This window comes from Streptomyces musisoli (assembly GCF_016741855.1).
Classification (GTDB): Bacteria; Actinomycetota; Actinomycetes; order Streptomycetales; family Streptomycetaceae; genus Streptomyces; species Streptomyces musisoli.
In genome coordinates this window covers 548,904-569,436 of sequence record NZ_JAERRH010000003.1, presented here as the reverse complement: position 1 = coordinate 569,436, position 20,533 = coordinate 548,904, and the positions used below count along the sequence as shown (strand labels likewise).

18 protein-coding genes are annotated in these 20,533 nt (G+C 73.6%); 12 read left to right on the top strand and 6 right to left on the bottom strand.

What is annotated here, in order from left to right; all coding sequences use genetic code 11:
- Positions 1 to 60: 60 nt before the first annotated feature.
- Positions 61 to 342, top strand: coding sequence for a hypothetical protein (locus JK361_RS10815; protein WP_201815511.1), 282 nt, complete (start codon positions 61 to 63; stop codon positions 340 to 342).
- A 108-nt stretch (positions 343 to 450) separates the two neighbouring features.
- Here JK361_RS10815 and JK361_RS10810 read toward each other — a convergent pair whose 3' ends face one another.
- Positions 451 to 1,041 (bottom strand): TetR/AcrR family transcriptional regulator, encoded by a 591-nt coding sequence (locus tag JK361_RS10810; RefSeq protein ID WP_201815510.1) that lies wholly within the window; start codon positions 1,039 to 1,041, stop codon positions 451 to 453.
- A gap of 156 nt (positions 1,042 to 1,197) precedes the next feature.
- On the opposite strand from JK361_RS10810, the gene JK361_RS10805 reads away from it, so the two are divergent.
- Positions 1,198 to 2,889 carry an FAD-dependent monooxygenase gene (locus JK361_RS10805; protein WP_201815509.1) on the top strand — a complete coding sequence of 564 codons (1,692 nt, stop codon included), beginning with the start codon at positions 1,198 to 1,200 and terminating at the stop codon, positions 2,887 to 2,889.
- A gap of 196 nt (positions 2,890 to 3,085) precedes the next feature.
- On the opposite strand, the gene JK361_RS10800 is transcribed toward JK361_RS10805, so the two are convergent.
- A complete protein-coding gene (locus JK361_RS10800) occupies positions 3,086 to 3,586 on the bottom strand; it encodes a MarR family winged helix-turn-helix transcriptional regulator (RefSeq protein ID WP_201815508.1) in 501 nt (166 codons plus the stop codon).
- A 117-nt stretch (positions 3,587 to 3,703) separates the two neighbouring features.
- On the opposite strand from JK361_RS10800, the gene JK361_RS10795 reads away from it, so the two are divergent.
- From JK361_RS10795 to JK361_RS10780, 4 genes are all read left to right on the top strand, one after another.
- Entirely contained in the window at positions 3,704 to 4,657 is a 954-nt protein-coding gene (locus JK361_RS10795; protein WP_201815507.1) for an EamA family transporter, read from the top strand.
- A 36-nt stretch (positions 4,658 to 4,693) separates the two neighbouring features.
- Positions 4,694 to 5,740 carry a DMT family transporter gene (locus JK361_RS10790; RefSeq protein WP_201815506.1) on the top strand — a complete coding sequence of 349 codons (1,047 nt, stop codon included), beginning with the start codon at positions 4,694 to 4,696 and terminating at the stop codon, positions 5,738 to 5,740.
- Positions 5,741 to 5,749: 9 nt separating this feature from the next.
- Positions 5,750 to 6,649 carry a LysR family transcriptional regulator gene (locus tag JK361_RS10785; RefSeq protein WP_201815505.1) on the top strand — a complete coding sequence of 300 codons (900 nt, stop codon included), beginning with the start codon at positions 5,750 to 5,752 and terminating at the stop codon, positions 6,647 to 6,649.
- A gap of 405 nt (positions 6,650 to 7,054) precedes the next feature.
- Positions 7,055 to 7,324: a hypothetical protein gene (locus JK361_RS10780; RefSeq protein ID WP_236052727.1), complete on the top strand. Its 270-nt coding sequence runs from the start codon at positions 7,055 to 7,057 to the stop codon at positions 7,322 to 7,324.
- Positions 7,325 to 7,459: 135 nt separating this feature from the next.
- Here the strand turns inward: JK361_RS10780 and JK361_RS10775 are convergent, their stop codons facing one another.
- Positions 7,460 to 7,936 carry a DUF1203 domain-containing protein gene (locus JK361_RS10775; protein ID WP_201815504.1) on the bottom strand — a complete coding sequence of 159 codons (477 nt, stop codon included), beginning with the start codon at positions 7,934 to 7,936 and terminating at the stop codon, positions 7,460 to 7,462.
- Between the two features lie 112 nt (positions 7,937 to 8,048).
- On the opposite strand from JK361_RS10775, the gene pepN reads away from it, so the two are divergent.
- Positions 8,049 to 10,622 carry an aminopeptidase N gene (gene pepN, locus JK361_RS10770; RefSeq protein ID WP_201815503.1) on the top strand — a complete coding sequence of 858 codons (2,574 nt, stop codon included), beginning with the start codon at positions 8,049 to 8,051 and terminating at the stop codon, positions 10,620 to 10,622.
- A gap of 210 nt (positions 10,623 to 10,832) precedes the next feature.
- On the opposite strand, the gene JK361_RS10765 is transcribed toward pepN, so the two are convergent.
- Positions 10,833 to 11,855, bottom strand: coding sequence for an aspartate-semialdehyde dehydrogenase (locus JK361_RS10765; protein ID WP_201815502.1), 1,023 nt, complete (start codon positions 11,853 to 11,855; stop codon positions 10,833 to 10,835).
- Positions 11,856 to 12,293: 438 nt separating this feature from the next.
- Here JK361_RS10765 and JK361_RS10760 point away from each other — a divergent pair, with 438 nt between their 5' ends.
- Positions 12,294 to 12,833 carry a sigma-70 family RNA polymerase sigma factor gene (locus tag JK361_RS10760; protein ID WP_201816086.1) on the top strand — a complete coding sequence of 180 codons (540 nt, stop codon included), beginning with the start codon at positions 12,294 to 12,296 and terminating at the stop codon, positions 12,831 to 12,833.
- 292 nt (positions 12,834 to 13,125) lie between these two features.
- A complete protein-coding gene (locus JK361_RS10755; RefSeq protein WP_201815501.1) occupies positions 13,126 to 14,118 on the top strand; it encodes a hypothetical protein in 993 nt (330 codons plus the stop codon).
- Positions 14,119 to 14,374: 256 nt separating this feature from the next.
- Here the strand turns inward: JK361_RS10755 and JK361_RS10750 are convergent, their stop codons facing one another.
- Together JK361_RS10750 and JK361_RS10745 are read right to left on the bottom strand one after the other, a co-directional pair.
- Complete coding sequence (locus JK361_RS10750) at positions 14,375 to 17,680, bottom strand: S8 family serine peptidase (RefSeq protein ID WP_201815500.1); 3,306 nt, start codon at positions 17,678 to 17,680, stop codon at positions 14,375 to 14,377.
- 146 nt (positions 17,681 to 17,826) lie between these two features.
- Complete coding sequence (locus JK361_RS10745; RefSeq protein ID WP_201815499.1) at positions 17,827 to 18,387, bottom strand: CGNR zinc finger domain-containing protein; 561 nt, start codon at positions 18,385 to 18,387, stop codon at positions 17,827 to 17,829.
- A 127-nt stretch (positions 18,388 to 18,514) separates the two neighbouring features.
- Here JK361_RS10745 and JK361_RS10740 point away from each other — a divergent pair, with 127 nt between their 5' ends.
- The 3 genes from JK361_RS10740 to JK361_RS10730 are packed head-to-tail and all read left to right on the top strand — an operon-like array spanning position 18,515 to position 20,444.
- A complete protein-coding gene (locus tag JK361_RS10740; protein ID WP_201815498.1) occupies positions 18,515 to 18,961 on the top strand; it encodes a VOC family protein in 447 nt (148 codons plus the stop codon).
- Between the two features lie 2 nt (positions 18,962 to 18,963).
- Complete coding sequence (locus tag JK361_RS10735; protein ID WP_201815497.1) at positions 18,964 to 19,977, top strand: pyridoxamine 5'-phosphate oxidase family protein; 1,014 nt, start codon at positions 18,964 to 18,966, stop codon at positions 19,975 to 19,977.
- On the top strand, positions 19,962 to 20,444 hold the full coding sequence (locus JK361_RS10730) for an NUDIX hydrolase (RefSeq protein ID WP_201815496.1): 483 nt from the start codon (positions 19,962 to 19,964) through the stop codon (positions 20,442 to 20,444). Before JK361_RS10735 ends, JK361_RS10730 begins: the two co-directional genes overlap by 16 nt.
- Positions 20,445 to 20,533: the final 89 nt, after the last annotated feature.

Genomic DNA, 20,533 nt, shown 5'->3' with positions numbered 1-20,533 from the left:
GACGCCTCCAGCGGCACCCCGAGCGCGCGCACTCATCGGCCGTTCGCTAACTTTGGCACCGTGGACAAGAAGAACGCCCTGCGCGCCGGCGCCCTGGCCGCCGGTACGACGCTGATGATGCTGCTCATGTCGTCCCCCGCGCTCGCGCTGGCCCGCGACGACGGTGACGACCCCGGCTCTGGCCTGAGCGTCATCGAGACGCTGGGCCTGTACGTCTTCGCCCCGCTGGTGCTGTTCGTGGTGATCGCCGGCCTGGTGATGATGCTGGACAAGTCGCGGGCCAAGAAGGACACCACCTCGTCCAACATCAACGTCAAGTCCGACGCCCGGGCCAAGGCCTGACGGAACCCCACCGGTTCGTTCGCCGGGGGCGCCGCTCCTCCCGCCGGTACGCGCGCACGCGTACCCGGGTGAGACCGGCGCCCCCGGCGTTTTCGTGTGCCCGGCCGGTCAGGGGCTGGGTGCGGTCAGGTACCGCTGCACCGTCGGGCCCAGCCACGCCACCAGTTCCTCACGGGCGAGCGCCCGGGCCGGCGGCAGCCGCAGCACATAGCGGGTGAGGGCGAGCCCCAGCAGCTGCGCGGCACACAGCGCGGCCCGTGCGGGCACCTGCTCGGGGTCGGGGCACACCTGCCGGGCCACCGGCAGCAGTTGCTCCTGGAAGATGCCCCGCATCCGCTCGGCCCCGGCCTCGTTGGTGGCCCCGACCCGGAGGACGGCCGTCAGCTCCTCGTTCTCCTCCCACAGGCCGAGGAAGTGACCCACCAGCGCGCGGCCCACCTCGTCCCGCGGCACCCGCGCCAGGTCGGGCAGCCGCAGATCGAGGGCGACGGCCGCCGCGAAGAGGCCCTCCTTGCTGCCGAAGTAGCGCATCACCATGGACGGGTCGATCCGCGCGTCCCTGGCGATGGCCCGGATGGTGGCCCGCTCGTAGCCGTCGGAGGCGAAACGCTCGCGGGCGGCGGCGAGGATGGCGTGCCGGGTGGCGGCGGAGCGGCGGGGCGGGGGCGCCGACTGGTCGTTCTGGGTGCTGGCGGTCATGCCAACAAGCGTAGGCCAACAGGTGTGGGCCAACAAGCGTTGACTTTCGCTTCGGGGGCGACTTAATCTGCCAACAAGCGTTGACCTACGAGCGTTGGCCCACACCTGTTGGCCTACAGGCGTGGTCAGCAAGCGTTGGCATCCCAGGAGGCCCTCATGCCCGGCACCACTGGAATCAACGGCGCCAGCGGAATCAACGGCGCCAGCGGAACCGACGGCGCCACCGGAACCGACGGCGCCACCGGAACCGACGGCGCCACCGGAACCGACGGCCCCACCGGAACCAACGGCCCCACCGGAACCAACGGCCCCACCGGCCGAGAAGGCACGCGGCTTCCCGTCGTCATCGTCGGCTCCGGTCCCACCGGGCTCCTCCTCGCCGGTGACCTCGCCACCGCCGGCATCCCGGTCACCGTCCTGGAGAAGCGCCCCCACAAGATCAGCAACCTCTCCCGTGCCTTCGTCCTGCATGCCCGCACCCTCGAACAGCTCGACACCCGCCCGTCGCCCGCCGCCGTCGCCCCAGCCGTCGCCGCGCCCACCGCCGAGGGACGCGCCTCGCACCCGCCTGTCCCGCGGAGCGTCGCCGACGACCTCGAAGCCGTGGGGCGGCCCCTCGACCGCATCGGTCTCTTCGGCCGCCTCACCATCGACCTGTCCACCCTGCCCTCCCGCTTCCGTCACCTCCTGGTCCTCCCGCAGTACGAGGTGGAGAAGGTGCTGGAGCGGCGCGCGGCGGAGGCGGGGGCCGCGTTCCGGTACGAGACCGAGCTGACCGGACTGAGCCAGGACGCGGAGGGCGTGACGGTCGAGGTCCGCGGGCCGGACGGGGGCACGGAATCGCTGCGGGCGGCGTACGTCGTCGGGGCGGACGGCATGCGCAGTGCCGTCCGGCAGGCCATCGGGCTGCCCTTCCCCGGCCGGTCGGTGATCCGGTCCGTCGTGCTCGCCGACGTGCGGCTCGCCGAGGAGCCCCCGACGCTGCTCACGGCCAACGCGGTCGGTGACGCGTTCGCCTTCCTCGCGCCCTTCGGTGACGGCTACTACCGGGTGATCGGCTGGCACCGGGGCCGCGACGTCCCGGACAGCGCGCCGCTGGACCTCTCCGAGGTCAAGGAGATCGTCCGCCTAGCCCTCGGCCGGGACTACGGCATGCACGACGCGCGCTGGATGTCCCGCTTCCACAGCGACGAGCGCCAGGCGCCGGCCTATCGGGCGGGGCGGGTCTTCCTCGCGGGGGACGCCGCCCACGTGCACACCCCGGCGGGCGGTCAGGGCATGAACACCGGGCTCCAGGACGCGGCGAACCTGAGCTGGAAGCTGGCCGCGGTCGTCGGCGGCCACGCGGACCCCGGGCTGCTCGACACCTACCAGGCCGAGCGGCACCCCGTCGGCAGGGCGGTGCTGCGCAGCAGTGGCGGGATCGTCCGCCTCGCCATGGCCGAGAAACCCTGGACGCTGGCGGCGCGCGCGGCCCTCACCACGCTCCTCGACACGGTCGGCCCGGCGCGGCGCAAGGTCGCCGGCCAGATCACCGGCGTCGGCTACCGCTACCCCGCGCCCCGCGGGGCCCACCGGCTCACCGGTGCCCGGATCCCGGACGTCCCCCTCGCCGGCGGCGGCCGGCTCCATGAGGCGCTGCGCGGCGGCCGGTTCGTGCTGATCACGCCGGAGCCGTACGCGGCGGGCGCCGGACGCGCGGACCGGCTGGCCGTGGCGCGGTGGGCGAGCGACCGCCGTACGGCGGTGCTGGTGCGCCCCGACGGATACGCGGCCTGGGCCGCCGACTCGGCCGCCCCCGCGGAGATCGAAGCGGCCCTGTCCCGCCACCTCGGCCCCACCGACTGACCCCGACGCCCCACCGCTCAACCCCGGCGCCCCACCGGCCGACCCCGGCCGCCCCACCCACCGGCCCGCCGACCGCCCCCGACGCCCCACCGGTCAACCCCGGGCGGCCCACCGGCTGAAGCGGCCCCCGCCGGCCGACCCCGGTCGCCTCATCGGTCACCCCCGGCCGCCCCCGCCGCCGTCGGCCGCTCGTCGGCTACTCGGTCGTCGCGCTCAGCAACTCCCGCAGCAGGTCGGCCAGCCGGCCGGCCTGTTCGGGGTTCAGGGCGGTCAGGGCGGCGCTCTCCTCCGCCAGGCCGGCGCCCACCGCCTCGTCGATCAGGCGCAGTCCCTCCTCGGTGAGGGTCACCTGGAGGCCGCGCCGGTCGTGCGGGTCGGGGGAGCGGCGCAGCAGTCCGGCGCGCTCCAGTTTGTCGAGCCGGCCGGTCATCCCGCCCGTGGTGAGCATGAGCGTGGCCGAGAGCTGGCGCGGCGAGAGGGTGTAGGGCTCGCCGGAGCGGCGCAGCGTGGCCAGGACGTCGAACTCGCCGCGCGAGATGCCGTAGGGCTTGTACGCCTTCTCCATCCGGTCGCCCATGGCGCGCGAGAGCCGGAAGATCCGGCCGAACACCTCCATCGCCCGGGTGTCCAGGTCGGGGCGCACCCGCGCCCACTGCTCGACGATCGCGTCGACGGGGTCCGCTGACTGTGGCTGCATGCGGAGAGTATCGGCCGATTTCCACTTGCCCGCAAGATAGTCACTTGACGGTAAGTGGCTTAGCGCTAAGCTACTTACGAGCGACCAAACAAGTCACCTCTCTCGAAGGGGCCTCCCATGGCCATCCGCCGCCCGGTCAAAAGCTCCGCCGCCGCCGTCATAGCCGTCACCGCGCTCGCCCCCGTGTCCTGGGGGACCACCTACGCGGTCACCACCGAGTTCCTGCCGCCGGACCGCCCCCTGTTCACGGCCCTGATGCGGGCCCTGCCCGCCGGACTGCTGCTGCTCGCCGTCACCCAGGTGCTGCCGCGCGGCATCTGGTGGGCGAAGGCGGCCGCGCTCGGGGCGCTGAACATCGGCGCCTTCTTCCCGCTGCTGTTCGTCGCGGCGTACCGGCTGCCCGGCGGGATGGCCGCGGTCGTCGGCTCGGTCGGCCCGCTGTTCGTCGTCGGGCTCTCCGCGCTGCTCCTGGGACAGCGGTCGAACCCGCGCACCGTGCTCACCGGGCTGGTGGCCGCGTTCGGCGTCAGCCTCGTCGTGCTGAAGGGGGCCGGTGCGCTCGACCTCGTCGGTGTCCTCGCGGCCCTCGCCTCCACCGTCTCCATGGCCACCGGCACCGTGCTGACCAAGCGCTGGGGCCGCCCGGCAGGGGTCGGCCCGCTGGCGCTCACCGGCTGGCAGCTCACCGCGGGCGGACTGTTCATCGCGCCCATCGCCGCGCTGGTCGAAGGTGCCCCGCCCGCGCTGGACGGCCGTGCCGTCGGCGGCTACCTCTACCTCGCCCTGGCCAACACGGCCGTCGCCTACTGGCTCTGGTTCCGCGGGATCGGCCGGCTCACCGCCACCCAGGCCGGCTTCCTCGGCCCGCTGTCCCCGCTGACCGCGGCGGTCGTCGGCTGGGCGGCCCTCGGCCAGGCGCTCACACCGGTCCAGACGGCGGGCATGGCGCTGGCGTTCGGGGCGACCGTGGCCGGGCAGCTCGGAGCCGGAAAGCCCCGACCGTTCAGGTTTGCTGAAAAGAACGCTCGCAAAGATTCGATGGACCTGACAGTTCCGGCGCTGCGACGGTAGAGGAACCCCACCCGCCACCCAACGGAAAGGCCCTCCGTGACCGCAGTCGCGCACCAGACCCGCACCGCCCCGGCAGCCGGCACCACCCGCCCGCGCCGGGGCGCCGCCCTTCTCCTCGGCGTCGCCTGCGCCGCGCTCGCCACGGTCGTCTGGTCCGGCAGCTTCGTCACCGCACGGGGACTGCACGACAGCGTCCCACCCGTCCAGCACGCGTTCTGGCGCTGGGTGATCGCACTGCTCGCCGTCGCCCCGCTCGGCGCCCGGCAGGCATGGCGGCAACGGCACCTGTTCCGGCGCCACGCCCGGTACGTCCTCCTCGCCTCCCTCCTCGGCGTCGCCGCCTACAACACCCTCGTCAACCAGGCCGGTCTGACCACCCCGGCCGCCACCATGGGCATGATCATGGCCGCCTCGCCGGTGCTCATGGCGGTGTTCGAGCGGCTGGGCGGCGTACGGCTCGGTGCCCGGCGCACCTCGGGACTGCTCCTGGCCTGCGCCGGCGTCGCACTGCTCGTCGGCGGCGGCGCGGACTTCTCCGCCGGGGCCCTGTGGATGCCGGCGGCCGCCTGCTGCTTCGCCGGGTACAGCGCGCTGCTGCGCCGCCGGCCGGCCGAACTCGGCGGTACCGCCTTCCTGTTCACCACGTTCCTGACCGGCACCGTGCTGCTGGTGCCCGCGCAGGCCGTCAGCCTCGCCGTACAGGGCGGTTTCTGTCCGTCCCCCGGCACGGTCCTGCCGCTGCTCTACGTCGGCGTGGCCTCCTCCGCGCTCGCCTTCTTCGCCTGGAACAAGGCCGTCGCCCTGATCGGCGCGACCCGCGCCGGCATCGTGTACTACCTCCAGCCGGTCTGCGTGGCCCTGCTGTCCTGGGCCGTGCTCGGCGAGCACACCAGCCGGTCCCGGCTGCTGTGCCTGGCGCTGATCCTGGCCGGGGTCGTGCTGGGGGCGGGCCCCGCCGCTGACGGGGCGTCCGCCGGCGGTGGACGGCACACCCCGGACCGCCGTGGCCGCCGCGCCGCGTACCCGGAACTCCCCACACCGGCCGCCCCGGTGGGCCCCAGGAGCCGCGGAGACGGCGTGTAGCGTGCGCGCATGGCCGAGTGGGAGCTGAGGAAGCTGCGGATTCTGCGCACCCTGCGCGAGCGGGGGACCGTGACCGCGACGGCCGAGGCCCTGCACATGACCCCGTCCGCGGTCTCCCAGCAGCTCACCAACCTCGCCGCACAGCTCGGCGTTCCCCTGCTGGAGGCCCAGGGCCGCCGGGTCCGGCTCACCGACGCGCGGCTGGTGCTGGCGCACACGGAGGCGGTGTTCGAGCAGCTGGAACGGGCGGACGCGGCCCTCGCGGCGTACGCGCGGGGCGAGGCCGGGCAGGTCCGCGTCGGCGCCTTCCCGACCGCCGTGCCCGCCCTGGTCGTACCGGCCGTACGGGCCCTGCGCGAGACGCACCCGGGGGTGACCGTCCGGGTCCGGGAGGCCGAGGCCGCCGAGGCGTACGACCTGCTGGCCGCCGGGGACGTGGACCTCGCCCTGTCCCTCGCGGCCGAGGCCCCGAGCGCGGCCGACCCGCGCTTCACGCACGTCCCGCTGCTCACCGACCCGCTGGACGTCGCCCTGCCCCCGGACCACCCGCTCGCCCGCGCCGCGGGGCTGACCCTCACCGACCTGGCCGCCGAGTCCTGGATCTTCGGCGGCAGCGGCCCCTGGTCGGACATCACGCGCCGCGCCTGCGAGAGGGCCGGCTTCAGCCCCGAACAGGGCCACTCGGCCTCCGGCTGGACCGCGATCCTGGCCATGGTGGAGGCGGGGATGGGGGTCGCCCTGGTGCCGAGGATGGCGGCCGGCCGGCGGGCGGGTGTGGTCCTGCGGGAGCTGGGCGCGGACCGGCCGGTGCGGCATGTGGTGGCGGCAATCCGCAAGGGCGCCGGGGAGGCGCCGGCGGTCGACAGGGTGCTCCGGGCGCTGCGGCGCACGGCGGGCCGGGCGGCGTAGGGCCGCTCCCGTGGGACCGGGCCCCGCTCTCGTGGGCCGGGCCGCTCTCGTGGGCAGGGCGGGCCCCGTGCGGCCGGAGCCGGCCGCGGCACCCCGGCCCCGTACCGCCGGAGCCCGGTCGCGGTACCCCGGCGGTACCCAGAACGGCGAGGCCCCGGGCCCGTGGTCGTCCGAGATGCCGAGCGATCGGGGGGCGGCTAGCGTGTTGGAGGAGGGCCGCGATCGGGCAGTGTGCCCCACCGTCGACAAGTGCCCCGGTCACGGGGCCGGCGGCCCAGGTGACGCAGGCCGTGCCTCGTCCCCCGCGGCAACACCTACGACCGCGCAGTGCCCGTTCGCACCGCGGCAGCGGCCATCGCCCCCCGTAGCGGAATCCCCGCGAGGGCGTGGAAGGAAGGTAGGCCCATGAAAGCACAACGCGTGAGGCGTCTCTTCGCGGTATCCGCGGCCGGCGTACTTCTGGCATCAGGCGCCGCCATCAGCACCGCGGGTACGGCGGCGGCAGCCACCCCGGCCCAGGTCACCGCCTCCCCCAACCACGGCTGCTTCCGCGGCTGGGGCGGCTGCGGCGGCTTCGGCAACAACTTCTTCGGCGGCTTCGGCAACGGCTTCGGCTTCGGCAACGGCTTCGGGAACGGCTTCGGCACCGGTGTCGTGGTGGTCGTGGTGGGCTGATCGCGGTCGCGGACCACCGCGTCCGCCCCACCGGGCCGGACGGGCCCCCGCCCGTCCGGCCTCGCCCTGTCCGGACCCGGACGCACGGCCCGGCACCTCGGCCCGGCACCCCGGCCCGGGGTGCCGCGCGCCTGACTAGGACCTGCGCACCTCGTAGAGGAAGCACCCGTACTCCACCGCCCGGACGTGCACCAGTGCCACCTCCGGGTCGTCGAAGGCGTCCGCGAGGGCGGGCCGGAAGGCGTCCGGGTCCGTCACCAGGCGGCCGCCGAGGATCCGGCCGTCGGCCGAGTAGCGGCGCAGTGTGCGGTGGGAGTCGGTGAAGGGCAGGGCGTCGCCGGACGGGCCCGGGCACGCGTCGGCGTGGACGAAGACCGGGCCCTGTTCGTCGTAGGCGCCCGGGTCGGCGCCCGTCTCCGCCGCCCAGCGGCGCAGCGGCGCGTACGAGACGAGAGCGATCCGCTCGCCGGACTCGCTGCGGCGCAGGCAGCAGCGCAGCGGCGCACCGCCCTCCGGGTCGGTGAACGGGGCCGCGGGACGGCCGGCGTCGTCGGCCGTGCGCAGCTCCGCCAGGACCGCCGGGGCGATGGGGTGCACGAGAGGTGTCTTCATGTCCTCAGCGTCCACCCGGGCCGCCGCGCCCACCGGCGGGATATGGACATCGCGTTCTGTGTGGATCCCATGGAAGGATGGCGCAACCGACACATAACGAGGAGATGACCGGGTGCCTGGCACAAACCTGACTCGCGAAGAGGCGCGGCAGCGGGCCGAACTGCTCTCCGTTGACTCGTACGAGATCGAGCTCGACCTCTCCGGCGCGCAGGAGGGCGGTACCTACCGGTCCGTGACCACCGTGCGCTTCGACGTGGCCCGCGGCGGTGCCGAGTCCTTCATCGACCTGGTGGCCCCGACCGTCCACGAGGTGGTCCTCAACGGCGACCAGCTGGATCCCGCCGAGGTCTTCAAGGACTCGCGGATCGCCCTTCCGGAACTGCCGGAGGGCCGTAACGTCCTGCGCGTCGTCGCGGACTGCGCCTACACGAACACCGGGGAGGGTCTGCACCGCTTCGTCGACCCGGTCGACGAGCAGGCGTACCTGTACACCCAGTTCGAGGTCCCGGACGCCCGCCGCGTCTTCGCGTCCTTCGAGCAGCCCGACCTGAAGGCCACCTTCCAGTTCACCGTGAAGGCGCCCGAGGGCTGGACCGTGATCTCCAACTCGCCGACGCCGGAGCCGAAGGACAACGTCTGGTCCTTCGAGCCGACCCCGCGCATCTCGACGTACATCACGGCGCTGATCGTGGGCCCGTACCACTCCGTGCACAGCGTGTACGAGAAGGACGGCCGCACCGTCCCGCTCGGCATCTACTGCCGGCCCTCGCTCGCCGAGTTCCTCGACGCGGACGCGATCTTCGACGTGACCCGCCAGGGCTTCGACTGGTTCCAGGAGAAGTTCGACTACGACTACCCCTTCGCGAAGTACGACCAGCTCTTCGTGCCGGAGTTCAACGCGGGCGCCATGGAGAACGCCGGCGCGGTCACCCTCCGCGACCAGTACGTCTTCCGGTCCAAGGTGACCGACGCGGCGTACGAGATGCGGGCCACCACGATCCTGCACGAGCTGGCCCACATGTGGTTCGGCGACCTGGTCACCATGGAGTGGTGGAACGACCTGTGGCTGAACGAGTCGTTCGCCACCTACGCCGAGGTCGCCTGCCAGTCCGCCGCGCCCGGCTCGAAGTGGCCGCACGCCTGGACCACGTTCGCGAACTCGATGAAGACCTGGGCGTACCGGCAGGACCAGCTGCCGTCCACGCACCCGATCATGGCCGAGATCCGCGACCTGGACGACGTGCTCGTCAACTTCGACGGCATCACCTACGCCAAGGGCGCCAGCGTGCTCAAGCAGCTCGTGGCGTACGTCGGCGAGGACGCGTTCTTCAAGGGCGTGCAGGCCTACTTCAAGCGGCACGCGTACGGCAACACCCGCCTGTCCGACCTGCTGGGCGCCCTGGAGGAGACCTCCGGCCGCGACCTGAAGACCTGGTCGAAGCAGTGGCTGGAGACCGCCGGCATCAACATCCTGCGCCCCGAGATCACCACCGACGCCGACGGGGTCTTCACCTCCTTCGCCGTCCGCCAGGAGGCCCCGGCGCTGCCGGCCGGCGCCCAGGGCGAGCCGACCCTGCGCCCGCACCGCATCGCGATCGGTCTGTACGACCACGACGAGGCGAGCGGCAAGCTGGTGCGCACCGACCGCATCGAACTGGACGTCGACGGCGAACTGACGGCCGTGCCGCAGCTGAGCGGCAGGCGCCGCCCGGCGGTCGTGCTGCTCAACGACGACGACCTGTCCTACGCCAAGGTCCGTCTCGACGAGGAGTCGCTGCGGACCGTCACCGAGCACCTCGGCGACTTCGCGGAGTCCCTGCCGCGCGCCCTGTGCTGGGCGTCGGCCTGGGACATGACGCGGGACGCCGAGCTGGCCACCCGCGACTACCTGTCGCTGGTGCTGTCCGGCATCGGCAAGGAGTCCGACATCGGCGTGGTGCAGTCCCTGCACCGCCAGGTCAAGCTGGCCATCGACCTGTACGCCGACCCGGCCACCCGCGAGTCGCTGCTGACCCGCTGGACCGACGCCACGCTGGCCCACCTGCGCGCCGCCGAGGCGGGCGGCGACCACCAGCTGGCCTGGGCCCGGGCGTTCGCGGCGACCGCGCGCACCCCGGAGCAGCTGGACCTGCTGGAGGCGCTGCTCGACGGCACGCAGACCGTCGAGGGCCTGGCCGTCGACACCGAGCTGCGCTGGGCGTTCGTGGAGCGGCTCGCGGCCGTCGGCCGGTACGACGAGGCGGAGATCGCGGCCGAGTACGAGCGGGACAGGACGGCGGCCGGTGAGCGGCACGCGGCCACCGCCCGCGCGTCCCGTCCGACGGCGGAGGCGAAGGCGGAGGCCTGGGCCTCGGTCATCGAGTCCGACAAGCTGCCCAACGCCGTGCAGGAGGCCGTGATCGGCGGCTTCGTGCAGTCCGACCAGCGGGAGCTGCTCGCGCCCTACGCGGACACGTACTTCGAGGTCCTCAAGAGCGTCTGGGACTCCCGTTCGCACGAGATGGCCCAGCAGATCGCCACCGGCCTGTACCCGGCGGTCCAGGTCTCCGCGGAGACCCTGGCCAAGACGGACACCTGGCTGGCCGCCGCCGAGCCCGGTGCGGCCCTGCGCCGGCTCGTCTCGGAGTCCCGTTCGGGCATCGAGCGCGCCCTGAAGGCCCAGGCGGCGGACGCCGCGGCCGTCTAGCGGAACGCCTGCGGGGGGGGCGTCCGGTGCGACACCGGGCGCCCCTCCCGCTTTCCCGCCCCTGCGACCGGCCGTACGGGTCCGCGCACCCCCGGTCCACGGGGACGTAGGTGACGTCGGCACGCCGGTGGTGGGCGGCCCTCGGCCTGCGCCGTCACGCGGAAGGGGCGGCCACGTTGACCGTGACCGCCCCTGCGCCGTTCGGGTGACCTACTTCTTCGCGGACAGCTCCGCCGCCACCAGCTCCGCGATCTGCACCGCGTTCAGCGCGGCGCCCTTGCGGAGGTTGTCGTTGGAGATGAACAGCGCGAGGCCGTTGTCCACCGTCTCGTCGCGGCGGATGCGGCCGACGTACGACGGGTCCTGGCCGGCCGCCTGGAGCGGGGTCGGGATGTCGGAGAGGGCGACGCCGGGGGCCCCGGCCAGCAGCTCGGTCGCGCGCTCCGGGGAGATCGGGCGGGCGAACCGGGCGTGCACCTGGAGGGAGTGGCCGGAGAAGACCGGGACGCGCACGCACGTGCCGGAGACCTTCAGCCCGGGGATCTCCAGGATCTTGCGGGACTCGTTGCGGAGCTTCTGCTCCTCGTCGGTCTCGTTCAGACCGTCGTCGACGATCGAGCCCGCCAGCGGGAGCACGTTGAAGGCGATCGGCCGCTGGTAGACCTGCGGCTCGGGGAAGTCGACCGCCGCGCCGTCGTGGGTCAGCTTGTCCGACTCGGCGGCGACCTTCTGCACCTGGCCGTGCAGCTCGGCCACGCCCGCGAGACCCGAGCCGGAGACCGCCTGGTAGGTGGCGACGACCAGCGCCTCCAGGCCGGCTTCCTCGTGCAGCGGCTTGAGGACCGGCATCGCGGCCATCGTGGTGCAGTTCGGGTTGGCGATGATGCCCTTGGGGCGGTCGGCGATCGCGTGCGGGTTCACCTCGGAGACCACCAGCGGGACCTCGGGGTCCTTACGCCAGGCCGACGAGTTGTCGATCACGACGGCGCCCTGGGAGGCGACCTTTTCGGCCAGCGCGCGGGAGGTCGCGCCGCCGGCGGAGAAGATGGCGATGTCGAGCCCGGTGTAGTCGGCCGTCGCCGCGTCCTCCACCGTCACCCCGTCCAGCACGGTGCCGGCCGAGCGGGCCGAGGCGAACAGGCGCAGCTCCGTGACCGGGAAGTTCCGCTCCGCGAGGATCCTGCGCATGACCGTGCCGACCTGACCGGTGGCTCCGACGATTCCGACCCTCACAGCGACTCCCTCTATGTGTCTCTTGCCTGACCGGGGCGTTTCCATCATGCGGCCGACCCCGGTCCACCTGTCCAATTCTTTGCAGCGCGTGCCCGAGGAATGGGACACGATCTCCGCGCGTGCGGTTCCATATGTCCGCTTGGCGCGCCGCTGAGCTGCATAAATTCCCTCCGCGGCGGGCCCGTGCCGGAAGCTGTGCTGTCCCGACCCTGCCCGTCCGGGCTCCTGCCATACGGAGGTGTGACGTACGCCTCTGCGGCCGTCCGCGGCGGGCCGAACGTTTCGGCCCGCCGCCGCGTCGTAGGGCCAGACGCGTGAGGGGGGTGGCTTGTGCTGCGCGGAAAGGCGCGCCGCGACCAGGGATCGTCCGTCGTCGGCACGGACCGGTCCGGCCGGACCGCCGGTGCCGGGCCGGCCGTACCGGTCGGTGACGATCCGCTGGACGCGGCTCAGGAACGGCGGACCGGTGCCGGGCCGGCCGTACCGGTCGGTGACGATCCGCTGGACGCGGCCCAGGAGCGGCGGGTGCGGGCGGTGCTCGCGCTCGGCGGGGTGCCGCAGGCGGACCTGCCGGACGGGGTGCAGCAGGTACGGCTGCGGCTGCTGGAGCGGGCGGCGAGCGGTCGTGAGGCGCCGCGGGACGTGTCTGCGTGGGCCGCGGTGGTCGCCTCCAACCTGGCCATGGACTGGCACCGGGCCAAGCGGCGCCAGGATCGGCTGGGGGAGCGGCTGGCCGCGCTGCGCGAGCCGGCGCACCCCTCGGGCGAGGAGACCAGCCTGCTCTCCCTCGCCGTCGCTCGGGGCCTGGACGAGCTGCCGGACGCCCAGCGGCAGGTGGTCGTGCTGCGCTTCTTCGCCGACCTTCCGGTGCGGGGCATCGCCGACGAGCTGGGCATCCCGGAGGGCACGGTCAAGAGCAGGCTGCACACGGCGGTCCGCGCGCTGCGCGACCGCCTGCACGAGGACGAGGTGGTGTGACATGACCGCCGAACACGAGGGTGTGCGGGGCGCCGGAGACACCGGGGAACACGGGGGCTTCGGGAAGCGGAGGGAGCCCGGGAAGCCCGGGGGGCCCGGGAGCGGGGAGGAGCAAGGGGACCGCGGGGGCGTCGGGGGTCACGGAGGCCGTGAGGGCATCGGAAGGCAGGGGGACCCTGGGGACCGTGACGGCTCGGGCGATCAGGGGCGGCCTGGGGCGTACGGGGACGGCGGGGACTACGGGGGGCCGGGGAACGGGGAGGCGCACGGGCGGTACGAGGAGTACGACGGCATGGACGCCCTGATGGCCGCGATCACCGGCGACCCGCTGCCGGAGGAGGCCCGCCGGGACCCCGCCTTCCTCGCCGGACACCGCGCCGCCGAGACCGACGTGGCGGTACTGCGCGACCAACTGGCCTGGCTGGCCGAGGCGCTGACGGGGGAGGTGCGGGAGGAGACAGCCGGGGGCGCGGTGCCTGGAGATGCGGCGCCGGGGGGTGCGGTGACCCGGGATGTGGTGACCGAAGACGCGGTGCCGCGGGACGCGTCGGGCGTGGGCGCGTCGGCCAGTGGGACGTCGGTGGTGGACGCGTCGGTCGGTGGGACGTCGGTGGTGGACGCGTCGGTCGGTGGGGCGTCGGTTGGGGACGCGCTGGTCGGTGGGGCGTCGGCGGAGGACGCCGTGCGGGTCGTGCCCCCGGCCCGCCGCCCCCGGAGCCGTACCCGGCCCGCCGGCCCGGCCCGCCCGCCGCGGCCGAGGCGGCCGGGCGGACCCCGCCGGGCCCTGCGGATCGCGCTCGGCTCGCTCGCCGGCGCCGCCGCCTTCGCCCTCGCCCTGGGCTTCGGATGGCTGGTGACGCAGGGCGGTCCCGCGGGTGACAACGGCGGGTCGGTCAAGCGCGCCGACGCCGCGAGCGCGGAGTCCGGAACCGATTGGCGGTTGGCGGATCCGGAACGCGAACTGGCCTGCTCCCGGCTGGTCGTGGAGGGCACCGTGACGCGGGTGGAGCGGCAGGGACAGGACGCGTCGAGCCGGGTCACGCTTACGGTGAGCCGCTCCTACAAGCCCGCGGAGGGTCCGGGGGAGGCCGACTTCCTGCTGGACCCGGGCACGCGGCCGGTGCCGCGCCCGGGACAGCACGTGCTCGCGGCGGTCGGCCGCGGAGAGCGGTACGCGAGCCTGTGGGCCGTGGGCGACGCCCGCGTGGCCGCCGAGCGCGCCCGGATCACCGACGCCCTCCCCGGCTCCCGGAACCTGCCCTGCCCCTCCGACGAGTCCCCCTGAGCCCCGAGCCAGGAGCAGTCACACCCTCCCGGGCCGGGAGGCGGCGCACCTCTTCCGGGCCCGGAGTCGCCCCCTCCCGAGCCCTGAGAGACGAGGCCCCGGGCCCTGAAGGGACGAAGCCCCCCGAGCCGGGGGAGTGGGCGGTGCCCTGGCGACCGGGCCCGGGGGCGGGGCGTCGGAGCCTCGGGCCGGGCGGTGGCATGGAGAGGGGCGGGTGTCCGGCCGGACGCCCGCCCCTCGCGTTCGTGTCACTCCGTTACGGCGTGACCTTCCCGATCTTCACGCTGCCGGTGCCCGCGACCGTGCCGCGCGCGTTCACCAGCTGCACCCGGCCGAAGAACTCGCGGCCGGCCGGAGCCTCGGCGGCGGCCGTGACCTGACCGGTCACCGTCGCCGACGCACCCGTGCCGAGGTCGACCGGGGCCGAGCCGTCGACCGTGACGGAACCGAGCGCGGTGGAGAAGAACACGTCCCGGTAGTCGTAGTCGGTCGAGCCGGACGGCACCGAGTAGCCCGCGACCGCGATGGTGTAGGTGCCGGCGGCCGGGGACGGCACGGAGACCGCCTCCTCCGAGTCACCGTCGGCGGACTTGCCGACCTCCTTGCCGGACGCGTCGTACACCGTCAGGTCGAGGTCGGCCGCCGTGTCGGAGACGCCCCCGATGGCGACGTCGAGCGAGGTCGCGCCGGCCGGGACGGCCACCGTGGTGGTCTGCGTCTCGCCCTCCTTGATGGCCGGGCGGGCCGACTTGGCGGAACCGAGCGGGCCGCCGACCAGCTTGCCGTCCAGCGCGGCGTACTTGTTGGTCACCTTCCAGGAGGCGGTCACCGGGGTGCCGACCTTGGCCTCGGGGACGGTCACGGTCTCCGGGTCGAAGGCCGCGCCGAGGACGGTGACGTCCAGCTTGTACGGGTTGTCCAGCAGCGGCGAGGTGCGGCGCGCCTCGACCTCGACCTCCCAGACGCCGGGCTGCGGGGCGGCGTACGAGCGCACGTCGGGCTTGCAGCCGTTGCCGTCCAGGTAGTTGTTGTAGCAGTACGGCGTCGAGGTGTTGTCGGACGGGACGCCGTACGGGTGGATGGCGATGAACCGGGTCTGGCTCTTGTCCTTCAGCCCGCCGATCGCGACCTCCAGCGACGTCGCGCCCTCGGGCACGGTCACGAAGTACGACCGCGTGCTGTTGCGCTGCACCGAACCGGAGGCGGAGTAGGTGTACTGCACCGGGGCCGAGACCACGACGGTGGAGAGGACCTGCTTGTCGATGCCCTCGGTCCTCGGGTCGTCGACCTCCAGGATCGCGCTCTTGATGCCCGCCGACCTCGGGGCGGCCTGCACCTTGACGGTCACCGGCTGGTTCAGCGGCAGCCGGACGACGTCGTCGCCGACGATCCGGAAGGTGTGCCCGGCGTTGTTCTCGAAGTGCAGCTCGTGCCGGACGGCCTTGTCCGGGCCGGAGGTGCGGGTGATGGTGACGTCGTACGTCTTCTTCTGGCCCGCCTTCAGGCCGCCCTCACGGTCGTAGAGGCCGGTGCCGAAGCCCGGGGTCTTCAGGGCGTAGTCGATCGCGGTGTCGACCGGCGCCTTGACGGTGTAGTCGTGGGCGGAGGCGTCGTCCCTGATCGACGACCACGCGTCCGGGATGTTGATGAGGCCCGCGCCCTCCTCGTACGCCTGCTCACCCTTGATGTGGTCGGCGGTCGAGGTCAGCGCCGTGCGCAGCTTGGCCGGCGTGAGGTCGACGCCCTTCTGCTTCGCGGCGCTCAGCAGCAGCGCGGAGGCGCCGGCGGCCTGCGGGGAGGCCATCGAGGTGCCCTGGAGCATCGAGTAGCCGGCCGGCAGCGAGTAGCCCGCCTCGGCGACCGGGGAGCCCGGCAGCCAGGTCTGGGTGGTGTTGATGGCGGCGCCGGGCGCGCTCAGGGTCGGGGTGAAGCCGCCGTCCTCACGCGGGCCGCGCGAGGAGAACGGCATCATGGCGTACTCGGTCTCCACGGCCGAGCCGTAGTTGGCGGCCCAGGTCTCCTTGGAGATGGCGGCGCCGACCGAGATCACCTTGTCCGCGAGGCCGGGGTCGCCGATGGTGTTGGCGCCGGGGCCGGAGTTGCCCGCGGAGATCACCAGCTGGACGCCGTAGGTGTCGATGAGCCGGGTGTACAGCTCGGCGCGCGCGTTGTTGCCGTCGTTCAGCGCCGGCAGGCCGCCGATCGACATGTTGACGATGTCGACACCGCGGTTGGTGACGAGGTCGATCATGCCCTCGGTGAGCGCGACGTTGGTGCAGCCGCCGGTCCAGGTGCAGGCTCGCGAGGAGACGATCTTCGCGCCGGGGGCGGCGCCGTTCATCTTCCCGCCGAACAGACCGTGGGCGGAGGTGATGCCGGCGACGTGGGTGCCGTGCTCGGACTCGATGACACCGATGTTGACGAAGTCGGCCTTCTTGCCGACCCAGTCGCCGCCGTACGGGTCGGTGGGCACGTCCTTGCGGATCTGGACGACGAACGGCTGCCGCTCGACGACGTCGGTCTTCGGGTCGTCGGTGCCGAAGTACCCGATCTGGTAGCCGTCCTTGTACGGCTTCATCGGCGTGTCGTCGGTGAAGTCGAAGTCGTTGTCCAGGTCGACGCGGACGGTGCCGGCGGCCGGGTCGTAGAGGATGCCCCAGGCGTCGGTGGTGTCGCCGTCGCGGTTGGCGTCGCCCTTGGCGTCGCCGCCGGCCGTGGCGGACTCGCGGAACAGGCTGACCTGGTAGTCGCCCGCGGGTGCCTTCCAGCTCACGCCGCCGTAGCTGAACGACGGCCCGCTGACCGGGTTGGTCATCCGGCGCCAGGTGCCGTCGCTGTCGATGATCGGGTCGGTCGCGGTGACCCAGTCGACGATCTTCCGTTCGCCGGTGGTGGTCTTCTGCAGCGCCGGGTGCCCGAGGTCGACGCCGGAGTCGAGGATGCCGATGGTGACGCCGCGGCCGTCCGCCTTCGGGTGCTTCTCGACGAAGTCGACGGCACCGGTCTCGAAGGAGGGGTTGTACGGGTTCTCCGCCGGGGTGTTCCTGCCCGGCGCCGGGTAGGTGCCCGCCGCCTTCCCGGACCGGCCCGCGGTGTCCGCGGCGGGCGTCGGGTCGTCGAGCTGGATCTCCTGCCTGAGGTCGATGGCGTGCACCGAGGAGAGCCCCGCCGCCGCCTCGATGGCGGCGTCGGCCTTGCCGGTGGGCACAGTGGCGCGGACGTAGCCGACCTTGTCGTAACTGCGGCCCACGGAGCCGCCCTTGACCGCGTCCAGCTCCCGTGCGACCTGCTCGGTCTGCCCCGGGGCGGTCGCGATCATCATCGTGATGTTCTTGGCGCCGTCGGCCTTGGCCTCGGCGAGCGCGTCGGCGTCGTCCGAACCGAGTTTGTCGTGCGCGGACTTGACGCCGGGGTCGGCGGCCGGGGCGGGCGGCGTGTCCGCGGCGAGGGCCAGGGGTACCGGCCCCGCCGCGGAGAGGGCGGCCACCACGCCCACGGCCACGGCTATGCGGGCCAGGCGTCTCGGGCCGGATATGGGATCACGCTCGGGGGTGTGGGTCATCGGCATCCCTCAGGTAAAGGAACGAGCGGACGAGAGCGCTCAGCCTTACCGAAGGCGCCGGAATTTGGGGACCGTTGACCGAAACGAGATGAACGTATGGGGAAAACCCGCGATGGGATTTGAGCGGTTCGGGCGTGGATAGCCCGTTATTTGCCCAGTTCTCCTTCGATCTCCTTCGAACGCGCGTAATGGCGGGACGCCTTGGCCCGGTTGCCGCACGCGGCCATCGAGCACCAGCGGCGGGTGCCGTTCCGGGAGGTGTCGAAGAAGTGCAGGATGCAGGCGCCGCCGGCGCAGGTGCGGATCCGCTCCGGGGCCCGGGTGAGCAGGTCCAGGTAGTTCCGGGCGGCGAGCCAGGCCGGGGCCCACGCCGGATCGGCGAACTCGGGCTCCTCGGCCGGACCGCTCGCGGTCAGCCGGGCCCGGATGCGCCCGTGCTCCAGCACGGCGTCCACGAGCGGCGCCGCCCGCCGGGGTGACTCGTCGACGGCGGTCCTGAGCGCCTCGCGCGCCGTGCACAGATGGCGCAGCACCTCCGCGTCGGCCCGGTGATTTCCGGCCAGCCCGTTGCTGTCGAGCCAGACCGCGAGACCCTCCGTGTCCGCGAGCAGGTCCTGGGTGACGCCCTCCCTGTTCCAGCGGGTGTTGAGCAGGTCGAGCGCGAGGGGCTCGCCGGTGAGCGGGCGGGGATCGCGGGCGGTGGGCATCGGGCACTCCTCCTCGGCTAACCGGTAAAGGGTACGTGACCGGTTGACGCCGGCGAAACTAACCCCCTAATGTGATTGACGAAGGTTAGACATGCCTGCGAGGGCAGGCACGCCGAAGGGGAGAACCATGACCTTGCGCACCAGCCACACCGGCCTGAACGTCACCGACCTCGACCGTTCGCTCGCCTTCTACCGGGACCTCCTCGGCTTCACCCTGCTCGCCGAGGGCAAGGAGGACGGCCGGCGCTACGCCTTCCTCGGCGACGGCGGCGACCGGCCCGTCCTCACCCTCTGGCAGCAGGCGCAGGGGGCGTACGACGGCGGGCGGGCCGGGCTGCACCACCTCGCCTACACCGTCGACTCGGTGGACCGGGTCCGCGCGTACGAGACGGCGCTGCGGGCGGCCGGGGTGGAGTTCGCCCACGACGGCGTGGTCGCCCACCGCGAGGGCTCGGCCTCGGGCGGGATCTTCTTCCACGACCCGGACGGCACTCGTCTGGAGATCTCCGTGCCGCACGGCGCCGAGGACGCCCCGGCTCCCTACGCCTCCGCCCCGACCTGCGGTTTCTTCTAGTCATGGGCACGTACCACGCGGGCTCGCGAGCCGTGCAGGACCTGGTCGGCGTCCGTGAGCGCGCCGACCACGTGGGGCGCTCCCTGGGCCAGGACATCAAGCCGGTCGCGGCGGCCTTCCTGGAACTCCAGCCGCTCCTGGTCATCGGCGCGGCGGACCCGGGGACGGGCCGGGTGTGGGCATCGGCCGTCACGGGCGCCCCGGGCTTCGTGCGGGCGACGGGCCCCCGGCAGATGTCGGTGAACACCGCCCACCTCACCGGCCGGCGGCGGCCGGACCGGCCCGAAGAGCCGCGGGGCGGTGCCCGGCGGGCGGCCACCGCCGCGGGGGCCCGGCCGGCCACGTCCGACGCGCGGCCGGACGGCGGCCCGGACCCGCTCGGCCGGGCCCTGAGCACCCCCGGCACCCCTGTCGGCACCCTCGCCCTCGACCCGCGCACCCGCCGCCGCATGCGCCTCAACGGCCACCTCCGCCCCACGGCGACCGGGTTCGCCGTCACCGCGGACCAGGTCTTCTCCAACTGCCCCAAACACATCCAGCGCAGGAACGCCTACGAGGCACTCCCCGACCGCACACCGGGCACGCCCCGTCGGCTGACCGGACTCGACGGGGCCGCGCGGGAGTCGATCCGCTCGGCGGACACCTTCTTCCTCGCCACCGTGCACTCCGGCGGAGCCGACGTCAGCCACCGTGGCGGCGACCCCGGATTCGTCCGCGTCACCTCACCGTGCGAACTGGCCTGGCCCGACTACTCGGGCAACGCCATGTTCCTGAGCCTCGGCAACCTGCGCGCCGACCGGCGGGCCGGCCTGCTCTTCCTCGACTGGGACACGGGCACCACCCTCCAGCTCACCGGTGAGGCCCGCACCGAGTTCGCCCCCGACGGCACCCGCACCGTCCGCTTCACCCTCACCGAGGCCCGGTGGACCCCGGCCGCCCTGCCGCTGCGCTGGTCCCCGCCGGAGTACTCACCGGCCAACCCACCCGCTAACGTCGGGGAATGCGACGTAAGTTGAGGGTGGCGGCCTACGCCGTGTGCGTGCGCGAGGGACGGATCCTGCTGGCCCGCTCCCCCGGACCGGACGGCACGCCCGAGTGGGTGCTGCCCGGCGGCGGCATGGAGCACGGCGAGGACCCGTACGACACCGTCCGCCGGGAGGTCACCGAGGAGACCGGCTACCGCATCGCGGTGACCGGCCTCCTCGGCGTCGACGCCTCCCGGCGCGTCTTCCCCGACGGGCGCCCGGCGCGCCGTACCGACCACCACGGGCTGCGCGTCATCTACGAGGGCGAGGTGGTCGGCGGCGAACTCCGCTACGAGGTCGGCGGCTCCACCGACTTCGCCGCCTGGCAGGAGCTGGACGCCGTACCCGGGCTCACCCGGGTGCGCCTGGTCGACGTGGCCCTGCGGCTGTGGCGTGAACGCCCCCCGCACGGACGCCTGGAGGACCTGCCCCCGCCCCGGCCGGCGAACGGGGAGTGACTCCCGGACGCCCGTGATCCGCTCCGTGACCGCATCCGGAACCCGGAGCACCGGGCCGGGCGCCGAAGAAGGGCCGAAAGTCACTCAAC

Coding starts and splice junctions, on each gene's coding strand:
- JK361_RS10795 (WP_201815507.1), top strand. CDS start 3,704: ATGGCCATCCGCCGCCCGGTCAAAAGCTCCGCCGCCGCCGTCATAGCC.
- JK361_RS10780 (WP_236052727.1), top strand. CDS start 7,055: ATGAAAGCACAACGCGTGAGGCGTCTCTTCGCGGTATCCGCGGCCGGC.
- JK361_RS10805 (WP_201815509.1), top strand. CDS start 1,198: ATGCCCGGCACCACTGGAATCAACGGCGCCAGCGGAATCAACGGCGCC.
- JK361_RS10810 (WP_201815510.1), bottom strand. CDS start 1,041: ATGACCGCCAGCACCCAGAACGACCAGTCGGCGCCCCCGCCCCGCCGC.
- JK361_RS10775 (WP_201815504.1), bottom strand. CDS start 7,936: ATGAAGACACCTCTCGTGCACCCCATCGCCCCGGCGGTCCTGGCGGAG.
- JK361_RS10730 (WP_201815496.1), top strand. CDS start 19,962: ATGCGACGTAAGTTGAGGGTGGCGGCCTACGCCGTGTGCGTGCGCGAG.
- JK361_RS10740 (WP_201815498.1), top strand. CDS start 18,515: ATGACCTTGCGCACCAGCCACACCGGCCTGAACGTCACCGACCTCGAC.
- JK361_RS10755 (WP_201815501.1), top strand. CDS start 13,126: ATGGACGCCCTGATGGCCGCGATCACCGGCGACCCGCTGCCGGAGGAG.
- JK361_RS10750 (WP_201815500.1), bottom strand. CDS start 17,680: ATGACCCACACCCCCGAGCGTGATCCCATATCCGGCCCGAGACGCCTG.
- JK361_RS10785 (WP_201815505.1), top strand. CDS start 5,750: ATGGCCGAGTGGGAGCTGAGGAAGCTGCGGATTCTGCGCACCCTGCGC.
- JK361_RS10800 (WP_201815508.1), bottom strand. CDS start 3,586: ATGCAGCCACAGTCAGCGGACCCCGTCGACGCGATCGTCGAGCAGTGG.
- JK361_RS10745 (WP_201815499.1), bottom strand. CDS start 18,387: ATGCCCACCGCCCGCGATCCCCGCCCGCTCACCGGCGAGCCCCTCGCG.
- JK361_RS10735 (WP_201815497.1), top strand. CDS start 18,964: ATGGGCACGTACCACGCGGGCTCGCGAGCCGTGCAGGACCTGGTCGGC.